Genomic DNA, 16065 nt, shown 5'->3' with positions numbered 1-16065 from the left:
TCTGCCAAAAGATCGCAGCCTGCGGCAGCTCCTACGGAATTTGCGTACACCCGATAATTCGCGGGTATACGCGGTCGGCGTAGGCGCTGACGGAGACTGCGATCTTTTTTTTGGTGGTCCCTGTAACAACAAATCCTGCCCAACCCCTTGTGCTACCCGCCGGGTGAGTTAGCATCGCTCCCCGAATTGGTGCGCCCGGACAACTTATTGTCCGTATCTGCCGGTTTTCAAATGAAAATCGGCTTTTTGCGCGCCTCACAATAAAACGGGTTCAGGGGACTTGATGATGAAGAAGTATCTCTCGATGCTGCTGCTTGGCGTCACGGCAATGGTTGCAGTCAACACGGCTCAGGCCGGCGCCATCGAGGACGCGGTCAAGCGCGGCACACTGAAAGTCGGCATGGACCCGACCTACATGCCGTTCCAGATGACCAACAAGCGTGGCGAGATCATCGGCTTCGAAGTCGACCTGCTCAAAGCCATGGCCAAGGCCATGGGCGTCAAGCTGGAAACGGTTTCCACCGGCTATGACGGCATCATCCCGGCCCTGCTGACCGACAAGTTCGACATGATTGGCAGCGGCATGACCCTGACCCAGGAACGCAACCTGCGCCTGAACTTCAGCGAACCGTTCATCGTGGTTGGCCAGACCCTGCTGATCCGCAAGGAGCTGGAAGGCACCATCAAGTCCTACAAAGACCTGAACAAAGCTGACTACCGCATCACCTCCAAGCTCGGCACCACCGGCGAAATGGTCGCCAAAAAGCTGATTTCCAAGGCCCAGTACCACGGCTACGACAACGAGCAGGAAGCGGTGCTCGACGTGGTCAATGGCAAGGCTGACGCCTTTATCTACGACGCGCCTTACAACGTCGTGGCGGTGAACAAGGTCGGCAACGGCAAGCTGGTGTTCATCGACAAGCCATTCACCTACGAGCCGCTGGCCTTTGGCCTGAAGAAAGGCGACTACGACAGCCTCAACTTCATCAACAACTTCCTGCACCAGATCCGCGAAGACGGCACCTACGATCGCATCCATGACAAGTGGTTCAAAGACACCGCCTGGCTCAAGGATATGGAGTAAGGACTTTGGCGGTGGGGTGTCAGTAGCACCGCGCCGCTCCAATCGCGAGCTTGCTCGCGATGAGGCCTTCCCTGGCGACAAAGAATTCGGAACCTGTAAACCCAATGAAACAGAAAAAAGTCCTATGGCCCTGGCACCTGTTGACGGTGCTGGTGCTGATCGGCTTGGCTGGCGCGTTGTATTACGCCACCTCGCTGATGTCCTATGAGTGGCGCTGGAACCGGGTGCCGCAATACTTCGTCTACCACGCTGAAGAATCCCAGCGGGCAGCGGATATCTCAACTGTCAGCGAACTGGTGCGTAAAGGCGATAAAGCCGAAGTCACCCTGCGCAACGAAGCAGGTGACGAACAGCACCTGACGGTCGACGACAACAGCCTGCAAATCGCCCGTGGCGACGATGTGGCCGAAGGCGATGTGATTGGTGTCACTCGCCATTGGGCAGCAGGGCCGCTGCTCTGGGGCCTTTGGACCACGCTTTGGCTGTCGGTGGTGTCCGGTGTGCTCGGGCTGGTGATCGGCCTGGCGACCGGTCTGTGCCGGCTATCGAACAACCCGACCTTGCGCGACCTGTCGACGGTCTATGTCGAGCTGGTGCGCGGCACGCCATTGCTGGTGCAGATTTTCATTTTCTACTTCTTCATCGGTACAGTGTTGAACCTGTCCCGCGAATTCGCCGGGATTGCCGCGCTGTCGCTGTTCACCGGCGCCTATGTCGCGGAGATCGTCCGTTCCGGTGTGCAGTCGATTGCCCGAGGCCAGAACGAGGCTGCGCGCTCGCTGGGTCTGAGCGCTGGCCAGTCGATGCGCCATGTGGTCCTGCCACAGGCCTTCAAGCGAGTGCTGCCGCCGCTGGCGGGGCAATTCATCAGCCTGGTGAAAGACACCTCGCTGGTGTCGGTGATCGCCATTACCGAACTGCTCAAGAGCGGTCGGGAAGTCATCACCACCTCGTTTTCGCCGTTCGAGATCCTGTTCTGCGTGGCGGGACTGTATCTGTTGATCAACCTGCCGCTGTCGAAAATCGCCAGCCGGCTTGAGCGGAGGCTCGCGCAAAGTGATTGAAGTCCGCGATCTGGTAAAAGTCTTCGACACCCGTGGCCATGTAGTTCGCGCGGTGGATAACGTCACCACGCACGTGGCCAAGGGCGAAGTGCTGGTGGTGATCGGCCCGTCGGGTTCCGGCAAGTCGACCTTCCTGCGCTGCCTCAATGGCCTGGAAGAGTTCGACTCCGGTTCCGTCAGCATCGATGGCCTGGAACTGGCCAACCCGAAAACCGACGTCAATGCCTACCGCCGTGAAGTCGGGATGGTCTTCCAGCATTTCAACCTGTTCCCGCACATGACCGTGCTGGAAAACCTCTGCCTGGCGCAGAAAGTCGTGCGCAAGCGCGGTAAGCAGGAGCGCGAAGCCAAGGCCCGGGCGTTGCTGGAAAAGGTCGGTATTGCGCAGAAGGCCAACGAGTTCCCTTCACGCCTCTCCGGCGGTCAGCAACAGCGGGTGGCGATAGCCCGGGCATTGGCCATGGAACCGAAGGTGATGTTGTTCGATGAACCGACCTCGGCGCTCGACCCGGAAATGGTTGGTGAAGTCCTCGACGTAATGAAAACCCTGGCCCTGGAAGGCATGACCATGGTCTGCGTCACCCACGAAATGGGCTTCGCCCGGGAAGTGGCGGACCGGGTGCTGTTCTTCGATCACGGTAAGCTGCTGGAAGATTCCCCGCCCGATGAATTCTTCGCTTCGCCGAAGGATCTGCGGGCGCAGGCCTTTTTGCGCCAGGTTCTATAAATTTAGCGCCTGCCGAACCGCTATCGCGAGCAAGCTCGCTCCCACAGTTTGTCCGCGGTGTATTTGTGGGAGCGAGCTTGCTCGCGATGGCATCGCCTCGGTTTCAGATAAACCGAGGCATCCGCATCACCCTCTAAACCTTGAACCTGCCCACCAACATCTGCAGATGAGTCCCCAATCGCGCCAGCTCGACGCTGGAAGCGGCGGTCTCTTCACTGGCTGCAGAGGTCTGCTCCGACACATCTCGCACATTCAGCACGCTGCGGTTGATCTCTTCGGCCACGGCGCTTTGCTGTTCGACGGCGGCGGCGATTTGTTGGTTCATCGCCTGGATCGCTGACACGGTTCGGGTGATATTGGCCAGCGAGCCGCCGGCGCGCCGGGTCAACTCGACGCTGCTGTCGGTCAGGCTGCGGCTGTTGTCCAGGATGGTGGCGACTTGCTGGGTGCCGCTTTGCAAGCCGATGATCAGTTCTTCGATTTCCTCGGTGGACTTCTGGGTGCGCTGGGCGAGGCTGCGCACCTCATCGGCGACCACTGCGAAACCGCGTCCGGCCTCACCGGCACGAGCGGCTTCAATAGCCGCGTTGAGCGCCAGCAGGTTGGTCTGTTGCGCCACTGACTTGATCACGTCGAGCACGCTGCCGATCTTGTCGCTTTCGCGCTTGAGATGGCTCATGGCCTCGGTGGAGTTGCCGACCTCGGTGGCCAGGCGTTCGATCTGCGCGATGGCTTCGCCGACCACCTTATCGCCTTCACGGGCCTGCTGGTCGGCGGCGACGGCGGCTTCCGAGGCCTCTTCGGCATTGCGTGCGACTTCCTGCACGGTGGCAGTCATCTCATGCATGGCGCTGGCGACCTGGTCGGTCTCGACCTTCTGGCTGTTGACTCCGGCGCTGGTCTGTTCAGTGACGGCTGACAGCTGGGCGGCGGCGCTGGCGATCTGCGTCACGCCCTCGCCGATGCCGCCGATCAGTTCCCGCAGGCCGACGGTCATGCGTTGCATGGCGCGTTGCAGTTGACCGAGCTCATCGCGGCGCTGGACGTCGAGGTCCTGGCTGAGATCGCCAGCAGCCACGCGCTCGACCACGGTCAGGGTCTGTTGCAGCGGAATGACGATCTGCCGGGTGATGGCCCAGGCGGCGAGTAGGCCGAACAGCAGCGTCAGCACGGTCACCAGCTCCAAGGTGCTTTTGGCTCGCGCTGCATCGCTGTCACGCTGGGTGATTTGCGCGGCGGTCAGTTGCTTGCTCATGTCGAGCAGGATGCTGCCCTGGTCTGCCATGCGTTTCAGGGCCGCGGCGCTGGCCACCTGGGAGTCGCGGAACTGGCTGAATGTCGTTCGATAGTCTTTGAGCGACTCGGTAGCCTGTTGCAGGTTGGCGATATGCTGTTCCGGCAGTTTGTCGGGCAAGCTCTCGAGGTTGTTCAGGGCATTGTCGATGGCGTCCAGCGCCGGCTTTTCAGCCTCGGCCTTGGCGCTATAGGTGTAGCCGCGAACCTGGAAGCGCGCTTGCTGGACCAACTTGCTCAACTCGATCACGTTGTTGAACTCGGCGCCGCTGTCACCTTGCAGCACGGACTTCTCGACTTCCGCCACGCGGGCCATGGCATTATCGGCGCTGGCGCCGAGTCTGGCGCGGCTGGCTTCGCGGTTCGCGGTTGCCTGGGTCATGTCGGCGAAGGCGCGTTTGTATTCGTTTACGGCGGCCAACTGTGTGTCGAGCATGGCAATGTTGTCGGGCTGTTGAAGCCGTTTGCGTGCGACTTGCAGGCCTTCGTCCAGCTGGTTCAGCAGATCGCTGACGACTGCCGGACCTTGTTCGCCGCGGCGCATGTCGTAGTCCATGCGGGCAATGCGCAGGTCTTTGGTCAGCTCGTTCAGCGTGGAGATGTAGGCCAGCTTGTCGCTGCGCTCAATCAGGCTACTCAGGCCCATCCAGCCGGTGAAGGTAATCAGTAGGGTCAGCAGCAGCACCAGGCCGAAGCCGATGCCGAGTTTCAGATTGACGCTCACATTTCCCAGGTTTTGGGCTAGCCAACGATACATGCTGTGAACTCCCTTGACGCATGGATGGGTCTATCAGGAGTGTATCGGCAGGCCGGCCGGAATCTGTAGATGCGAAGCTGCTTACTGTGGCGAGGGAGCTTGCTCCCGCTCGGCCGCGAAGCGGTCGTAAAATCAGCTAATGCGTTCTGCCTGATAAAACGCGGTGACCGTTTTTTGGACCGCTTCGCGCTCCAGCGGGAGCAAGCTCCCTCGCCACAGGGGCTTTTTTGCTGGACTTAGAACAATCGGGAAAGGAGGGCTGTCACAGCCGTCTCGACCCGCAGGATGCGCTCGCCGAGCTGTACCGGTTGCAGGCCAGCCTTGGCCAGCAGGTCGATTTCGTAGGGAATCCAGCCGCCTTCAGGGCCGATCGCCAGGGTCACCGGTTCGTCCAGCCCGCGTGGGCAGGGCGGATAGTTGCCCGGATGCCCCACCAGTCCGAGGGTGCCTTCGGTCATCGCTGGCAGGCGGTCTTCGACGAAAGGCTTGAAGCGTTTCTCGATGATGATGTGCGGCAGCACGCTGTCTCTGGCTTGTTCCAGGCCGAGGATCAGTTGCTCGCGAACCGCTTGCGGCTCAAGGAATGGGGTCTGCCAGAAGCTCTTCTCGACCCGGTAGCTGTTCACCAGCACCACCCGTGGCACGCCCATGGCGGCGACGGTTTGCAGTACCCGACGGAGCATCTTCGGCCGTGGCAGGGCCAGCAGCAGGGTCAGCGGCAGTTTCGCTGGTGGGGGCTGGTCGAGGCTGATCCGCAATTCCGCCTCGCTGGCTTCCAGGCGCAGTACCTCGGCTGAGCCCATCAACCCGCCGATGCGCCCGACCCGCAGGCTGTCACCGACAGCGCTGCGATGGACTTCCTGCATATGGGTCAAGCGTCGATCACGCAGGATCACCCGGTCGGCCGCAATGAAGTCGGCCTCTTCCAGAAGCAGCAGATTCACGCTTGGGTCGCTGGCGGCTGGTCGTCGTGGTCGCTGTCGACAGGTTGGTCGTCCGGATGCTCGCCGCGCTTGCTGATCAGGCTGCCAAAAAGGATGCCGATTTCGAACAGGAACCACATGGGCACCGCCAGCAAGGTCTGCGAGAAGATGTCCGGCGGAGTGAGGATCATGCCGACCACGAAGCAGCCGATGACCACATACGGGCGGATTTTCTTCAGGTATTTGACGTCGACCACACCGATCCATACCAGCAGCACCACGGCTACCGGGATTTCGAAGGCAACGCCGAAGGCGAAGAACAGCGTCATGACGAAATCGAGGTAGCTGGTGATGTCGGTCATCATCTCCACGCCGGCCGGGGTGGCAGCGGCGAAGAACTTGAAGATCAGCGGGAACACCAGGAAGTAGGCGAAAGCCATTCCGGTGTAGAACAGCATGATGCTCGAGACCAGCAAGGGCACTGCGATGCGCTTCTCGTGCTTGTACAGGCCCGGCGCGATAAAGCCCCAGATCTGATGCAGGATCACCGGGATCGCCAGAAACAGCGAGACCATCATCGTCAGCTTGAGCGGCGTGAGGAACGGCGAGGACACATCGGTGGCGATCATCGTCGCGCCCACCGGCAGGTATTCGCGCAGTGGCGTGGAGACGAAGGTGTAGATCTGCTGGGTGAAAGCGAACAGCCCGGCAAAAATCACAAAAATCGCCGCGACACAACGCAGCAGGCGGGTGCGCAACTCGGTGAGGTGCGAAACCAGCGGCATGTGCTGGTCGTTTTCCGGTTTATCAGCGCTCATGGGGCTCGCGGCGGCAAAGTGGGGTCGAGGGGGGCAGGCGTACTGGGTGCCGCCGCAGGAGAAACAGTTTCTGTCGCAGGCGAGCCGACAGTCGGTTCAGCCGGTTTGACGGCTGCTGCTGGCGCCGGCTCGGCAGCCGTGGCGACCTGCGCCGGAGCATGGATCGACTGCTCCGCCACTGGCTCGAAGGTGCTCGGCGTCTGCTGTTGCGGCGCGAGAATCTTCCGCGCTTCTTGCTCCAGCGACAGAATATGTTCGTTGTGCAGTTGCCGACGAATCTCGTCGGCACCGATTTCCCGTTCAACTTCCTGTTTGATCGCGTTGAAACTGCGTTTCAGGCGTCCGACCCACAGGCCGGCCGTGCGCGCGGCACCCGGCAGGCGTTCAGGGCCGAGCACCAGCAGCGCGACGAGGCCGACGAGCAGCAGTTCAGAGAAGCTGATACCAAACATTAGTCAGTGCTCACGAGTCTTTGCGGATCGGCTCTTCGACTTTTTGTGCTTGCACGTCGATGGTGTGCGGCTCGTTCAGTGTCGAAGCCTGTGGTTGTGCCGGTTGTGCCGGTGGTACCGGTTGAGCCGGTGTCACTGTCGGATCAGCAGGTTTCTCATCGTCGTTCATGGCCTTGCGAAAGCCCTTGATCGACTCGCCGACGTCAGTGCCGAGGTTTTTCAGTTTCTTGGTGCCGAACACCAGTACCACGACAACCAGGATGACGACCCAGTGTTTCCAGTCAAAAATACCCATGCTGCGATTCCTCTCTTAAAAGCGTTATTCAAGCGGACGGGCGCGAGGCTTTCTCAGCGTGTCCGGACAGACCGAAGCGCCGGTCCAGTTCATCCAGCACAGCCTGTGGATGCTGCCCCAGTTGGGCGAGCATGACCATACTGTGGAACCATAAATCGGCGGTTTCATAGATCACATCGCTGCAATCGCCGCTGATGGCGGCGTCCTTGGCGGCGATGATGGTTTCAACCGATTCCTCACCGACCTTTTCCAGAATCTTGTTCAGGCCCTTGTGGTACAGGCTGGCGACATACGAACTATCGGCGGCAGCGCCTTTGCGCTCTTCCAGCACTTGGGCCAGGCGGGTCAGGGTGTCAGTCATCTCAGTGTCCTGCCGAATAAATAGCGTGCGGGTCTTTGAGTACCGGGTCGACAGTCTTCCAGTCGCCGTTTTCGTAGACGCGGTAGAAGCAGCTTTGGCGGCCGGTATGGCAGGCGATATCGCCGACCTGTTCGACCATCAGGATGATCACATCGGCGTCACAGTCCAGGCGCATCTCGTGCAGCTGTTGTACGTGCCCGGACTCTTCGCCCTTGCGCCACAGTTTGCCACGGGAACGCGACCAGTAGATGGCGCGGTTCTCGGCAGCGGTCAGTTCCAGCGCTTCGCGGTTCATCCAGGCCATCATCAGTACGCGCCCGGTCTTGTGATCCTGAGCAATCGCCGGCACCAGGCCGTCATTGTCCCATTTGATCTCGTCCAGCCAATCTTTCATCTTCGACTCCGACAACCGGCGCAGCGCTTATTGCTGTGCCCAGGCGTTGAAACAGTGTGCCAGCAGCACGCGTTGCTGGCTATCGGCGCACGACCAGATACAAACCGACCGCCACCATGATTCCGGCCGGCCAGTGCCCCAATTCATTCAATGGGCCGCCGGCAGCGAGTACCGTGCCGCCAGCCAGATGGGCGCAGCCGAGCAGGCGCAGGAACCAGTCGTCCTTGCGTCGATGCCAGGCGGGTGGCGCATTGGACGCATGTGGTTGCGACATGCGCTCCAGCAGGTCGCGGGTCATGTTGGCCAGGTGCGGTAGTTGCTCGACCTGGCTCTGCAGGTTGCCCAGCAAGGTTTTGGGGCTGACCCGCTCGCGCATCCAGCGTTCGAGGAACGGCTGGGCGGTGTTCCACAGATCCAGTTCGGGGTACAGCTGACGACCCAGGCCTTCGATGTTCAGCAGGGTTTTCTGCAAGAGAACCAGCTGCGGCTGCACTTCCATGTTAAAGCGCCGTGCAGTCTGGAACAGGCGCATCAGCACCTGACCGAAGGAAATATCTTTTAACGGTTTCTCGAATATCGGCTCGCAAACGGTCCGGATCGCCGCTTCGAATTCATTCAGCTTGGTTTCCGCCGGTACCCAGCCGGAGTCGATATGCAGCTGGGCGACGCGGCGGTAGTCGCGCTTGAAGAAGGCGAACAGGTTGCGCGCCAGATAATCCTGGTCTTCCGGCGTCAGGCTGCCGACGATGCCACAGTCGATGGCAATGTACTGCGGGCTCCACGGCTGCACGGTGCTGACGAAGATATTGCCGGGGTGCATGTCGGCGTGGAAGAAACTGTCGCGGAACACTTGGGTGAAGAAAATCTCCACGCCGCGTTCGGCGAGCATTTTCATGTCGGTGCGCTGGTCGGCCAGGGTGGCCAGGTCGGTGACCTGAATACCGTAGATGCGCTCCATCACCAGCACTTTCGGTCGGCACCAGTCCCAATAGACTTGCGGCACATACAGCAGCGGCGACCCGTCGAAGTTGCGCTTGAGCTGGCTGGCATTGGCCGCCTCGCGCAGCAGATCGAGCTCGTCGTAGATGGTTTTTTCGTAGTCCTGGACCACGTCCACCGGGTGCAATAGACGGGCATCGGCGGAGAGTTTTTCCGCAGCGCGGGCGAGGATGAACAGCCAGGCCAGATCCTGGGCGATGATCGGCTTGAGGCCCGGGCGGATGACCTTGACCACCACTTCTTCACCGCTTTTCAGCTGTGCGGCATGAACCTGTGCCACCGACGCGGAGGCCAGCGGTTCGAAGTCGAAACGGCTGAAGACTTCGCTGATTTTCTTGCCGAGCTGGCTTTCGATCAGGTCTATCGCCACTTGCGAATCGAACGGCGGCACGCGGTCTTGCAGCAGCATCAGCTCGTCGGCGATGTCTTCGGGCAGCAGGTCGCGGCGAGTGGAAAGAATCTGCCCGAACTTGATGAAGATCGGCCCCAGATCCTGCAACGCCAGGCGCAGACGCGCACCGCGAGTCAGTGTCAGTGTCTTGCGCGGGAACCAGCGCCACGGCAAGGCGTAGCGCAGCGCCAGGAGAAACCAGGGCAGTGGCAGGGCGAACAACAGGTCATCGAGGCGGTAGCGGATCACGACGCGCTGGATGCGCAACAAACGGCGGACGGCAAGCAGCTTCATGCGTTATCGCTTGAATCAAGGGATCGGGAAAGGCGCTCGAAGCGCGCCTCAAGACGTTCCAGATCAAGCTTGATCTGGTCCAGTTCACTAAAACGGGCTTCGGCTTCGCGTTGGCCCACCAGGGTGCGCGACTCTTCGCTGAGGTACTCGGCGAGGTTCTGGTTCAGGCTGGCGAAGCCCTGCTGGTACCACTGTGCGCGGCTGCGAAGATGGCCACCAATCAATTGCGTGGCGACCGGACCGAGCCAGCGGGAGAGTTCGTACTCCCAGTCCAGCTCGAGGTCCTGCAGTATCGCCGCCAGGTCCAGCAGCACCGCGCTGTCACCTTCGAGTTCGACCTCGGGGCCATGCAGCACGGCGGTCTTGTCCTTGCTCAGCGCCAGGCTCAACAAGCTCGACGCCGGAGCGCGCAAGGTGCAGTCGGCTTCGGCGGCCCAGTGGGCGGCGAGCATCAAGCCTTCATCGCTGGGCATGATGAACAGTTGCAACGCCGGGCTGCGGCAGTCGACAGCGATCACCTTGCCACTCAAGTGCTGCAGGCGCGGCAGCGCCGTGCTGTCGAGACGAAGCACGCGGTTGAGGCCAAGTTCGACGCCGACCAGCAGGCCGCTGAGCAGCATCAGGGCTTGATGCCGCGATGCAGGGCGACGATGCCGGCGGTCATGTTGTGATAGGTCACGCGGTCGAAACCGGCCTCGACCATCATCGACTTCAGGGTTTCCTGGTTGGGGTGCATGCGGATCGACTCGGCCAGGTAGCGGTAGCTTTCCGAGTCATTGGTGATCAGCTTGCCCATCAGCGGCATGAAGGCGAACGAATAGGCATCGTAGGCCTTGGACATCAACGCATTGGTCGGCTTGGAGAACTCCAGTACCAGCAGCCGGCCACCGGGTTTGAGCACCCGCAACATGGAGCGCAGGGCATCTTCCTTATGGGTCACGTTGCGCAGGCCGAAGGCAATGGTCACGCAGTCGAAATGGTTGTCCGGGAACGGCAGCTTTTCAGCGTCGGCCTGGACGAACTCGACATTGCCGGCCACACCCAGATCCAGCAAACGATCGCGACCGACCTTGAGCATGGATTCGTTGATGTCAGCCAATACCACCTGACCGGTCGGGCCTACCAGGTGCGAGAACTTTCTGGTCAGGTCACCGGTACCACCCGCGATGTCCAGCACGCGGTTGCCGGTGCGTACGCCGGACAGCTCGATCGCGAAGCGCTTCCACAGCCGATGCATGCCGCCCGACAGCAGGTCGTTCATCAAGTCGTACTTGGCCGCTACGGAGTGGAAAACCTCAGCGACTTTTTCCGCCTTTTGGCTTTCCGGAACGTTTTTGAAGCCGAAGTGAGTGGTGGGTTCGGCATCGCTGCCTTTGCGCTGATCAGTCATATCGCTGTCACCAGAAGAGAATGCGGGACATTCTAATCCCGGTGGCCTGCTTTGTCTTGGCAAGGCTGAAGGTAAGATAGGCAACCGCCGGGACGTTTTGACGCAGGCGAGGTCAAGATGTCTTGAGCAAGTCCCGATAAAGCAGGAGTCATTCGATGGCCCGTATTAGTGTTGAACGTGCCCACGGCCTGGGTAAGGAAGCGGCCCGCGAAAAGGCCGACAAGTTGGCGCAGAGACTGTCCGATCAATATGGCCTGGAACCGCAGTGGTCAGGCGACACCCTGAACCTCAGGCGCTCCGGTGTGAAAGGTGCGGTGTATGTGGGCGAGGACTCGATCAAGGTCGATGTCGAACTGGGCCTGCTGATGTCGGCCATGAGCGGCACGATCAAGTCGGAAATCGAAAAGGCGCTGGATAAAGCCCTGGCGTGATAGTGACTTTTCAGTTTCCGCTGTAGGACGCAGCGGCAAACAGATAGGGTTTTCTTGTAACCCGCAATGGGCACTTTCCAGAATCGGGCGGAGCCGCCCGGCTGCTGGACCTACGCCAAGTCAGTCAGCAAAAGGCACTAAATATGTCTGGGATTTGATCGACTTTTTGCGGGGCTAGAATTGGCTTCATGGAGATTCACCCCCACAGAAAAGGAAGTCAAAGATGGCTCAAGAAATAAGCATTACACGGTTCCATGCGTTAGGCCTCGAGCTCGCGATGGACAAGGCCAGGGCTCTGGTGACGGACCTCTCGCAGCAATACGGGCTCAAGCATCAATGGTCAGGCAACAACGCTTCGGTCAAGCATGGCCTCACCGGTATTACCGGGCAGCTCAAGGTCGCCGAGGATGAGCTCCGGGTGTATGTCGATCTCAATTTCCTGCAGCGTGCGCTGAAGGGTCTGATCGAAGCTGAAATCAATAAAGTGTTGGATAGCGCACTGACCTGACCGCCTCTCTTTGGTAGAGAAGGTTTGGATGCCTCGGTCGATCCGGCGTTCGAACCTTTTGTTGCCCGTCACCTCATCACTCCGGGATTGCTTCGTAACCTAGGGTGATGTTTCTAATTTTTCTCACTACTTTGTGCCTAAGCCCTCATTCCTGCGGGCAGTTCCTCAAACCTTTTGCGCGTGAGGTGCACCATGGCCAAAGTAATTTTGAAGAAAAAAACCGATGTTGAAACTACCGCTCCGAGCGAAGTGAAATCCTACGCTCGCAAGATCTGGCTGGCAGGCCTGGGGGCCTACGCCAAGGTCGGCCAGGAAGGCAGCGAGTACATTCAGGAGCTGATCGAGACTGGTCAAGCTGTTGAAAAGAAAGGAAAAAAAGTTGTGGATCAGCAACTTGAAGCGGCCAACAGTCAGATCGATAACGTCAAGGGTGACGTCACCAGCTTCAAGGGCAAAGTCGAAGTGCAGCTCGATAAAGTCGAGAAGGCTTTTGACGCGCGCGTCGCAAGTGCCTTGAATCGATTCGGCATTGCGTCTAAACATGATGTTGAGACACTCTCTGCTAAGCTCGATGGGCTGACGGCATTGCTTGAACGTGTCGCGCGTAAACATTAAGGAGAACGGGATGGCTGGTAAAAAGAATACTGAAAAAGAAGGCAGCTCGTGGATCGGGAAAGTCGAAGACTACTCCCGCAAAATCTGGCTTGCTGGTTTAGGCGTGTACTCGAAGATCGACACTGACGGCAGCAAACTCTTCGATACCCTGGTCAAAGATGGAGAGAAAGCCGAGAAACTCACCAAGAACGCCGTCGGTAAAAAAGTCGATGCCGCCAAGGATTCGGCTCAATCGGCCAAGTCCCGTGTCGGTGATGTCAAAGACCGCGCACTGGGCAAATGGGGCGAGCTGGAAGAGGCTTTCGACAAGCGACTCAACAGCGCCATTTCGCGTCTGGGCGTGCCAAGCCGCAATGAAGTCAAGGCGCTGCACAGCAAGGTCGATACCCTGACCAAGCAGATCGAACGCCTGACCGGTGCTTCGGTGACCAAGCCGGCGAGCAAGACCGCAGCGGCCAAACCGGCCGCTAAAACCGCGGCCAAACCTCTGGTAAAGGCCGCCGCTAAACCGGCAGCCAAACCAGCGGCAAAAGCCCCGGCCAAAGTAGCAGCCAAGCCCGCAGCAAAAACCGCAGCAGCCAAACCTGCCGCGAAACCTGCTGCCAAGCCAGCAGCGGCGAAGAAGCCGGTGGCCAAGAAGCCAGCTGCGCCCAAAGCCGCAGCGCCGAAGCCAGCCGTAGAGGCCAAACCGGCCACTGCGTTCAGCTCTTCGAACTCTGCAGCTGCTCCGACCCCTGCGGTCACCCCGACTGTCGCGCCGATCCCTTCGACGCCATCCAGTCAGTCCTGATTTTTTCGGGACAGACAAAAACGCCCGGCCTGCAAAGGTCGGGCGTTTTTGTTTTGCTCAGAAAACCCTCCGGTGCCTGATCGAGCGCAAAAGATCACACATGCTCTTCCAGATACCGCAACGCCATCTGTTCGGTCGCCAGTTTCGCCGGTGGCAGCAAGTGTGGCGCTACCAGCATCATGATCTGGTAAACCACTACCCGTACTTCGCCCTCGCGCCCCAGAATCCGTTGATAGTCGAGGGAAAACAGCAGCGTCATGGTGATCTGTTCGACCAATTGCCCCAGCGCCTGGGTTTCGCTGACCAGTTGCCCCTGCGCTTGCAAGCGTGCCAGCAATGAGGCCAGGGTGCGCTTCAAGGCATTGAGCAGATTACGAATGCCCTTGGCCAGTTTCGGTAAGCGCCCGGCCAGGTTGGACAGGTCCTGAAACAGAAAGCGATAGTGCGCCAGCCGCTCGACGATCAGGTGCAGGAACAGCCAGTAATCTTCAGCGGTCAGTTGCGCATCCGCCGGCGGGTCGAGCAGCGGCGTCAGTTCGGCCTGGAAGCGCTCGAACAAGCCGAGGATCAGCGGTTCCTTGCCGTGAAAGTGGTAGTAGAGGTTGCCCGGGCTGATGCCCATCTCATTGGCAACTTCCATGGTGGAGACATTCGGTTCGCCCTTTTGGTTGAACAGTTGCAGGGCACATTCGAGGATCCGGTCGCGGGTTTTCATCCAGTCTTCTTGGTTGTTGAGTCATGCCACGGCCAATAGCCCGACCGTGGTCCAGAGAGCATTCAGCGCACGCGCACGTAGGTACCTGGCGCCGCCTCCATCGGTGGATAGTTCTGGTTGCCCAGAGCCATCAGGGTTTCCCGTTGGGTCCCGGAGCGTTCCTGAATCCAGCTCAGCCACCGTGGCCACCAGCTGCCTTCGACATGGGTGCCATCGTAATACCAGGCGCGTGGATCGCTGCTGAGTTTGGGATTCTCGATGAAACCGGCCTTGGGGTTGCTCGGCGGGTTGAGGATGCTCTGGATGTGTCCGCTGTTGGACAGTATGAAGCGGCGATTGCCGCCCAGCAGCAAGGTCGAGCGGTACACCGCATCCCACGGAGTAATGTGGTCGTTGATGCCGGCCACGTTGAAGCTGTCGACATTGACCTTCTGCAGATCGATCGGTGTACCGCACACCTCCAGGCCACCCGGATGACTCAGCGGGTTGTGCTTGAAGAAGTCCAGCAGGTCGCCATGCAATGCCGCGGGCAGGCGCGTGTTGTCGTTGTTCCAGTACAGGATGTCGAAGGCTGGCGGTTCCTTGCCCAGCAGGTAGTTGTTGACCCAGTAGTTCCAGATCAGGTCGTTGGGGCGCATCCAGGCGAAGACTTTGGCCATGTCGCGCCCTTCGAGTACGCCTCGCTGATAGGAATGGCGCTTGGCGGCTTCGAGGGTCTGCTCGTCGGCGAACAAGGTGGCCGGACTGTCGATCTGGCTATCGAGCATGCTGACCAGGTAAGTGGCGCTGGAGATCCGCCGCAGTTGCCGCTTGGCTTGCAGATGACCTTGCAGGGCGGCAATGGTCAGCCCGCCGGCACAGGCGCCCATCAGATTGACTTCGCGCGCACCACTGATGGCGCGGCAGGCATTCATCGCTTGCTCCAGAGCCTCCACATAACTGGACAGGCCCCATTCGCGATGACGAACATCCGGGTTGCGCCAACTGACCATGAACACTTGCAGACCATTTTTCAGCGCGTACTGGACGAAGCTGTTGCCCGGGCTGAGGTCGAAAATATAGTACTTGTTGATCTGCGGCGGCACGACCAGCAGCGGCTTGCTGTACTGCTTTTCGCTCATTGGCTTGTATTGCATCAACTCGAGCAGTTCGTTGCGAAACACTACCGAGCCGGTGGTGGTCGCTACCGTCTTGCCGATCTCGAAGGCGTGTTTGGTGACCTGGCTCGGCAGCCCGTTGTTGTGCAACAGGTCGTCGAACAAATGGCTGAGGCCGCGGACCAGGCTGTTACCGCCGGAATTGAACAGTTCCTTGATGGCCAGCGGGTTGAGCAGCGTATTGGAGGGCGATACGGCGTCATTGAGCAGGGCGAAGGCGAAGTGTGCACGGGCGCGGTCGTCGGGGCTCATGCCGCTTTCGTCGATCCAGCTTTTGACCTGTTTTTGCCAGCTCAGATAGGCCTGCAGGCTGCGCCGATAAAACGGATTCAGACTCCAGGCCGGGTCGGCAAACCGGTTGTCCTTAGGGTTCGGTGTGTGCAGCGTTTCACCCAATAGCACGCGACCCAGCTGACCACCCAGGGCCAGCGCATGACGGGCGCTTTTCACCGGGTGCCGCAGGCCGTGGGCGGCCACGCTGCGCAGGGTCGAGAACAGATCCCGGCCGCGCAGACCGGTAATGGCACTCTGAGCGTTGATAAACGCGGGGGTGGGCAACGAGCCCTGCGCTGCTTTGTCTCTCATGAGTCAACACTCCTTCGTCAAG

The 16065-nt window shown here is 59.9% G+C and carries 19 protein-coding genes and 1 pseudogene; 7 read left to right on the top strand and 13 right to left on the bottom strand.

What is annotated here, in order from left to right; translation table 11 throughout:
* The first annotated feature begins 286 nt into the window (after positions 1 to 286).
* The 3 genes from F8N85_RS03445 to F8N85_RS03435 all read left to right on the top strand — a co-directional run bounded on the left by F8N85_RS03445 (position 287) and on the right by F8N85_RS03435 (position 2875).
* Positions 287 to 1084 carry a transporter substrate-binding domain-containing protein gene (locus tag F8N85_RS03445; protein WP_150802477.1) on the top strand — a complete coding sequence of 266 codons (798 nt, stop codon included), beginning with the start codon at positions 287 to 289 and terminating at the stop codon, positions 1082 to 1084.
* 104 nt (positions 1085 to 1188) lie between these two features.
* Positions 1189 to 2148 carry an amino acid ABC transporter permease gene (locus F8N85_RS03440; protein WP_150802277.1) on the top strand — a complete coding sequence of 320 codons (960 nt, stop codon included), beginning with the start codon at positions 1189 to 1191 and terminating at the stop codon, positions 2146 to 2148.
* Complete coding sequence (locus F8N85_RS03435; RefSeq protein ID WP_150802276.1) at positions 2141 to 2875, top strand: amino acid ABC transporter ATP-binding protein; 735 nt, start codon at positions 2141 to 2143, stop codon at positions 2873 to 2875. Before F8N85_RS03440 ends, F8N85_RS03435 begins: the two co-directional genes overlap by 8 nt.
* 133 nt (positions 2876 to 3008) lie before the next feature.
* On the opposite strand, the gene F8N85_RS35685 is transcribed toward F8N85_RS03435, so the two are convergent.
* The 11 genes and pseudogenes from F8N85_RS35685 to ubiE all read right to left on the bottom strand — a co-directional run bounded on the left by F8N85_RS35685 (position 3009) and on the right by ubiE (position 11242).
* Complete coding sequence (locus tag F8N85_RS35685; protein ID WP_412072477.1) at positions 3009 to 3722, bottom strand: methyl-accepting chemotaxis protein; 714 nt, start codon at positions 3720 to 3722, stop codon at positions 3009 to 3011.
* A gap of 144 nt (positions 3723 to 3866) precedes the next feature.
* Positions 3867 to 4814: pseudogene (locus F8N85_RS35680) on the bottom strand (methyl-accepting chemotaxis protein); the annotation flags it as partial.
* 347 nt (positions 4815 to 5161) lie between these two features.
* Positions 5162 to 5869 (bottom strand): 16S rRNA (uracil(1498)-N(3))-methyltransferase, encoded by a 708-nt coding sequence (locus tag F8N85_RS03420; RefSeq protein ID WP_150802274.1) that lies wholly within the window; start codon positions 5867 to 5869, stop codon positions 5162 to 5164.
* Positions 5866 to 6666, bottom strand: a complete 801-nt coding sequence (gene tatC, locus F8N85_RS03415) for a twin-arginine translocase subunit TatC (protein WP_150644213.1) — start codon at positions 6664 to 6666, stop codon at positions 5866 to 5868. The genes F8N85_RS03420 and tatC overlap by 4 nt, the downstream gene beginning before the upstream one ends.
* Positions 6663 to 7118 (bottom strand): Sec-independent protein translocase protein TatB, encoded by a 456-nt coding sequence (gene tatB, locus F8N85_RS03410; protein WP_150802273.1) that lies wholly within the window; start codon positions 7116 to 7118, stop codon positions 6663 to 6665. The genes tatC and tatB overlap by 4 nt, the downstream gene beginning before the upstream one ends.
* Positions 7119 to 7128: 10 nt before the next feature.
* Positions 7129 to 7413 carry a twin-arginine translocase TatA/TatE family subunit gene (locus tag F8N85_RS03405; protein ID WP_150802272.1) on the bottom strand — a complete coding sequence of 95 codons (285 nt, stop codon included), beginning with the start codon at positions 7411 to 7413 and terminating at the stop codon, positions 7129 to 7131.
* Positions 7414 to 7441: 28 nt separating this feature from the next.
* Positions 7442 to 7774, bottom strand: coding sequence for a phosphoribosyl-ATP diphosphatase (locus F8N85_RS03400; RefSeq protein ID WP_150802271.1), 333 nt, complete (start codon positions 7772 to 7774; stop codon positions 7442 to 7444).
* Position 7775: 1 nt separating this feature from the next.
* Complete coding sequence (gene hisI, locus F8N85_RS03395; RefSeq protein ID WP_150802270.1) at positions 7776 to 8168, bottom strand: phosphoribosyl-AMP cyclohydrolase; 393 nt, start codon at positions 8166 to 8168, stop codon at positions 7776 to 7778.
* Between the two features lie 79 nt (positions 8169 to 8247).
* Complete coding sequence (gene ubiB, locus F8N85_RS03390) at positions 8248 to 9852, bottom strand: ubiquinone biosynthesis regulatory protein kinase UbiB (RefSeq protein WP_150802269.1); 1605 nt, start codon at positions 9850 to 9852, stop codon at positions 8248 to 8250.
* On the bottom strand, positions 9849 to 10472 hold the full coding sequence (locus F8N85_RS03385; protein ID WP_150802268.1) for an SCP2 domain-containing protein: 624 nt from the start codon (positions 10470 to 10472) through the stop codon (positions 9849 to 9851). Before F8N85_RS03385 ends, ubiB begins: the two co-directional genes overlap by 4 nt.
* The gene (gene ubiE / locus F8N85_RS03380; RefSeq protein ID WP_007989286.1) at positions 10472 to 11242 is read right to left on the bottom strand and encodes a bifunctional demethylmenaquinone methyltransferase/2-methoxy-6-polyprenyl-1,4-benzoquinol methylase UbiE; all 771 of its coding nucleotides are present in this window, start codon (positions 11240 to 11242) and stop codon (positions 10472 to 10474) included. Before ubiE ends, F8N85_RS03385 begins: the two co-directional genes overlap by 1 nt.
* Before the next feature lie 155 nt (positions 11243 to 11397).
* On the opposite strand from ubiE, the gene F8N85_RS03375 reads away from it, so the two are divergent.
* From F8N85_RS03375 to F8N85_RS03360, 4 genes are all read left to right on the top strand, one after another.
* A complete protein-coding gene (locus F8N85_RS03375) occupies positions 11398 to 11673 on the top strand; it encodes a polyhydroxyalkanoic acid system family protein (RefSeq protein ID WP_150802267.1) in 276 nt (91 codons plus the stop codon).
* Positions 11674 to 11896: 223 nt separating this feature from the next.
* Positions 11897 to 12181 carry a polyhydroxyalkanoic acid system family protein gene (locus F8N85_RS03370; protein WP_150802266.1) on the top strand — a complete coding sequence of 95 codons (285 nt, stop codon included), beginning with the start codon at positions 11897 to 11899 and terminating at the stop codon, positions 12179 to 12181.
* A gap of 192 nt (positions 12182 to 12373) precedes the next feature.
* Positions 12374 to 12796: a phasin family protein gene (locus F8N85_RS03365; protein ID WP_150802265.1), complete on the top strand. Its 423-nt coding sequence runs from the start codon at positions 12374 to 12376 to the stop codon at positions 12794 to 12796.
* Positions 12797 to 12806: 10 nt separating this feature from the next.
* Positions 12807 to 13586 carry a phasin family protein gene (locus F8N85_RS03360; protein ID WP_150802264.1) on the top strand — a complete coding sequence of 260 codons (780 nt, stop codon included), beginning with the start codon at positions 12807 to 12809 and terminating at the stop codon, positions 13584 to 13586.
* 94 nt (positions 13587 to 13680) lie between these two features.
* On the opposite strand, the gene F8N85_RS03355 is transcribed toward F8N85_RS03360, so the two are convergent.
* Both F8N85_RS03355 and phaC read right to left on the bottom strand, forming a co-directional pair.
* Positions 13681 to 14301, bottom strand: coding sequence for a TetR/AcrR family transcriptional regulator (locus F8N85_RS03355; RefSeq protein WP_150802263.1), 621 nt, complete (start codon positions 14299 to 14301; stop codon positions 13681 to 13683).
* A gap of 62 nt (positions 14302 to 14363) precedes the next feature.
* Positions 14364 to 16043, bottom strand: coding sequence for a class II poly(R)-hydroxyalkanoic acid synthase (gene phaC / locus F8N85_RS03350; RefSeq protein ID WP_150802262.1), 1680 nt, complete (start codon positions 16041 to 16043; stop codon positions 14364 to 14366).
* Positions 16044 to 16065: the final 22 nt, after the last annotated feature.

Origin of the sequence: Pseudomonas fluorescens, assembly GCF_902497875.1 — a bacterium.
Classification (GTDB): Bacteria; Pseudomonadota; Gammaproteobacteria; order Pseudomonadales; family Pseudomonadaceae; genus Aquipseudomonas; species Aquipseudomonas fluorescens_BR.
The sequence above is the reverse complement of the archived record's forward strand: the minus strand, read 5'-3'. Positions and strand labels throughout refer to the sequence as shown.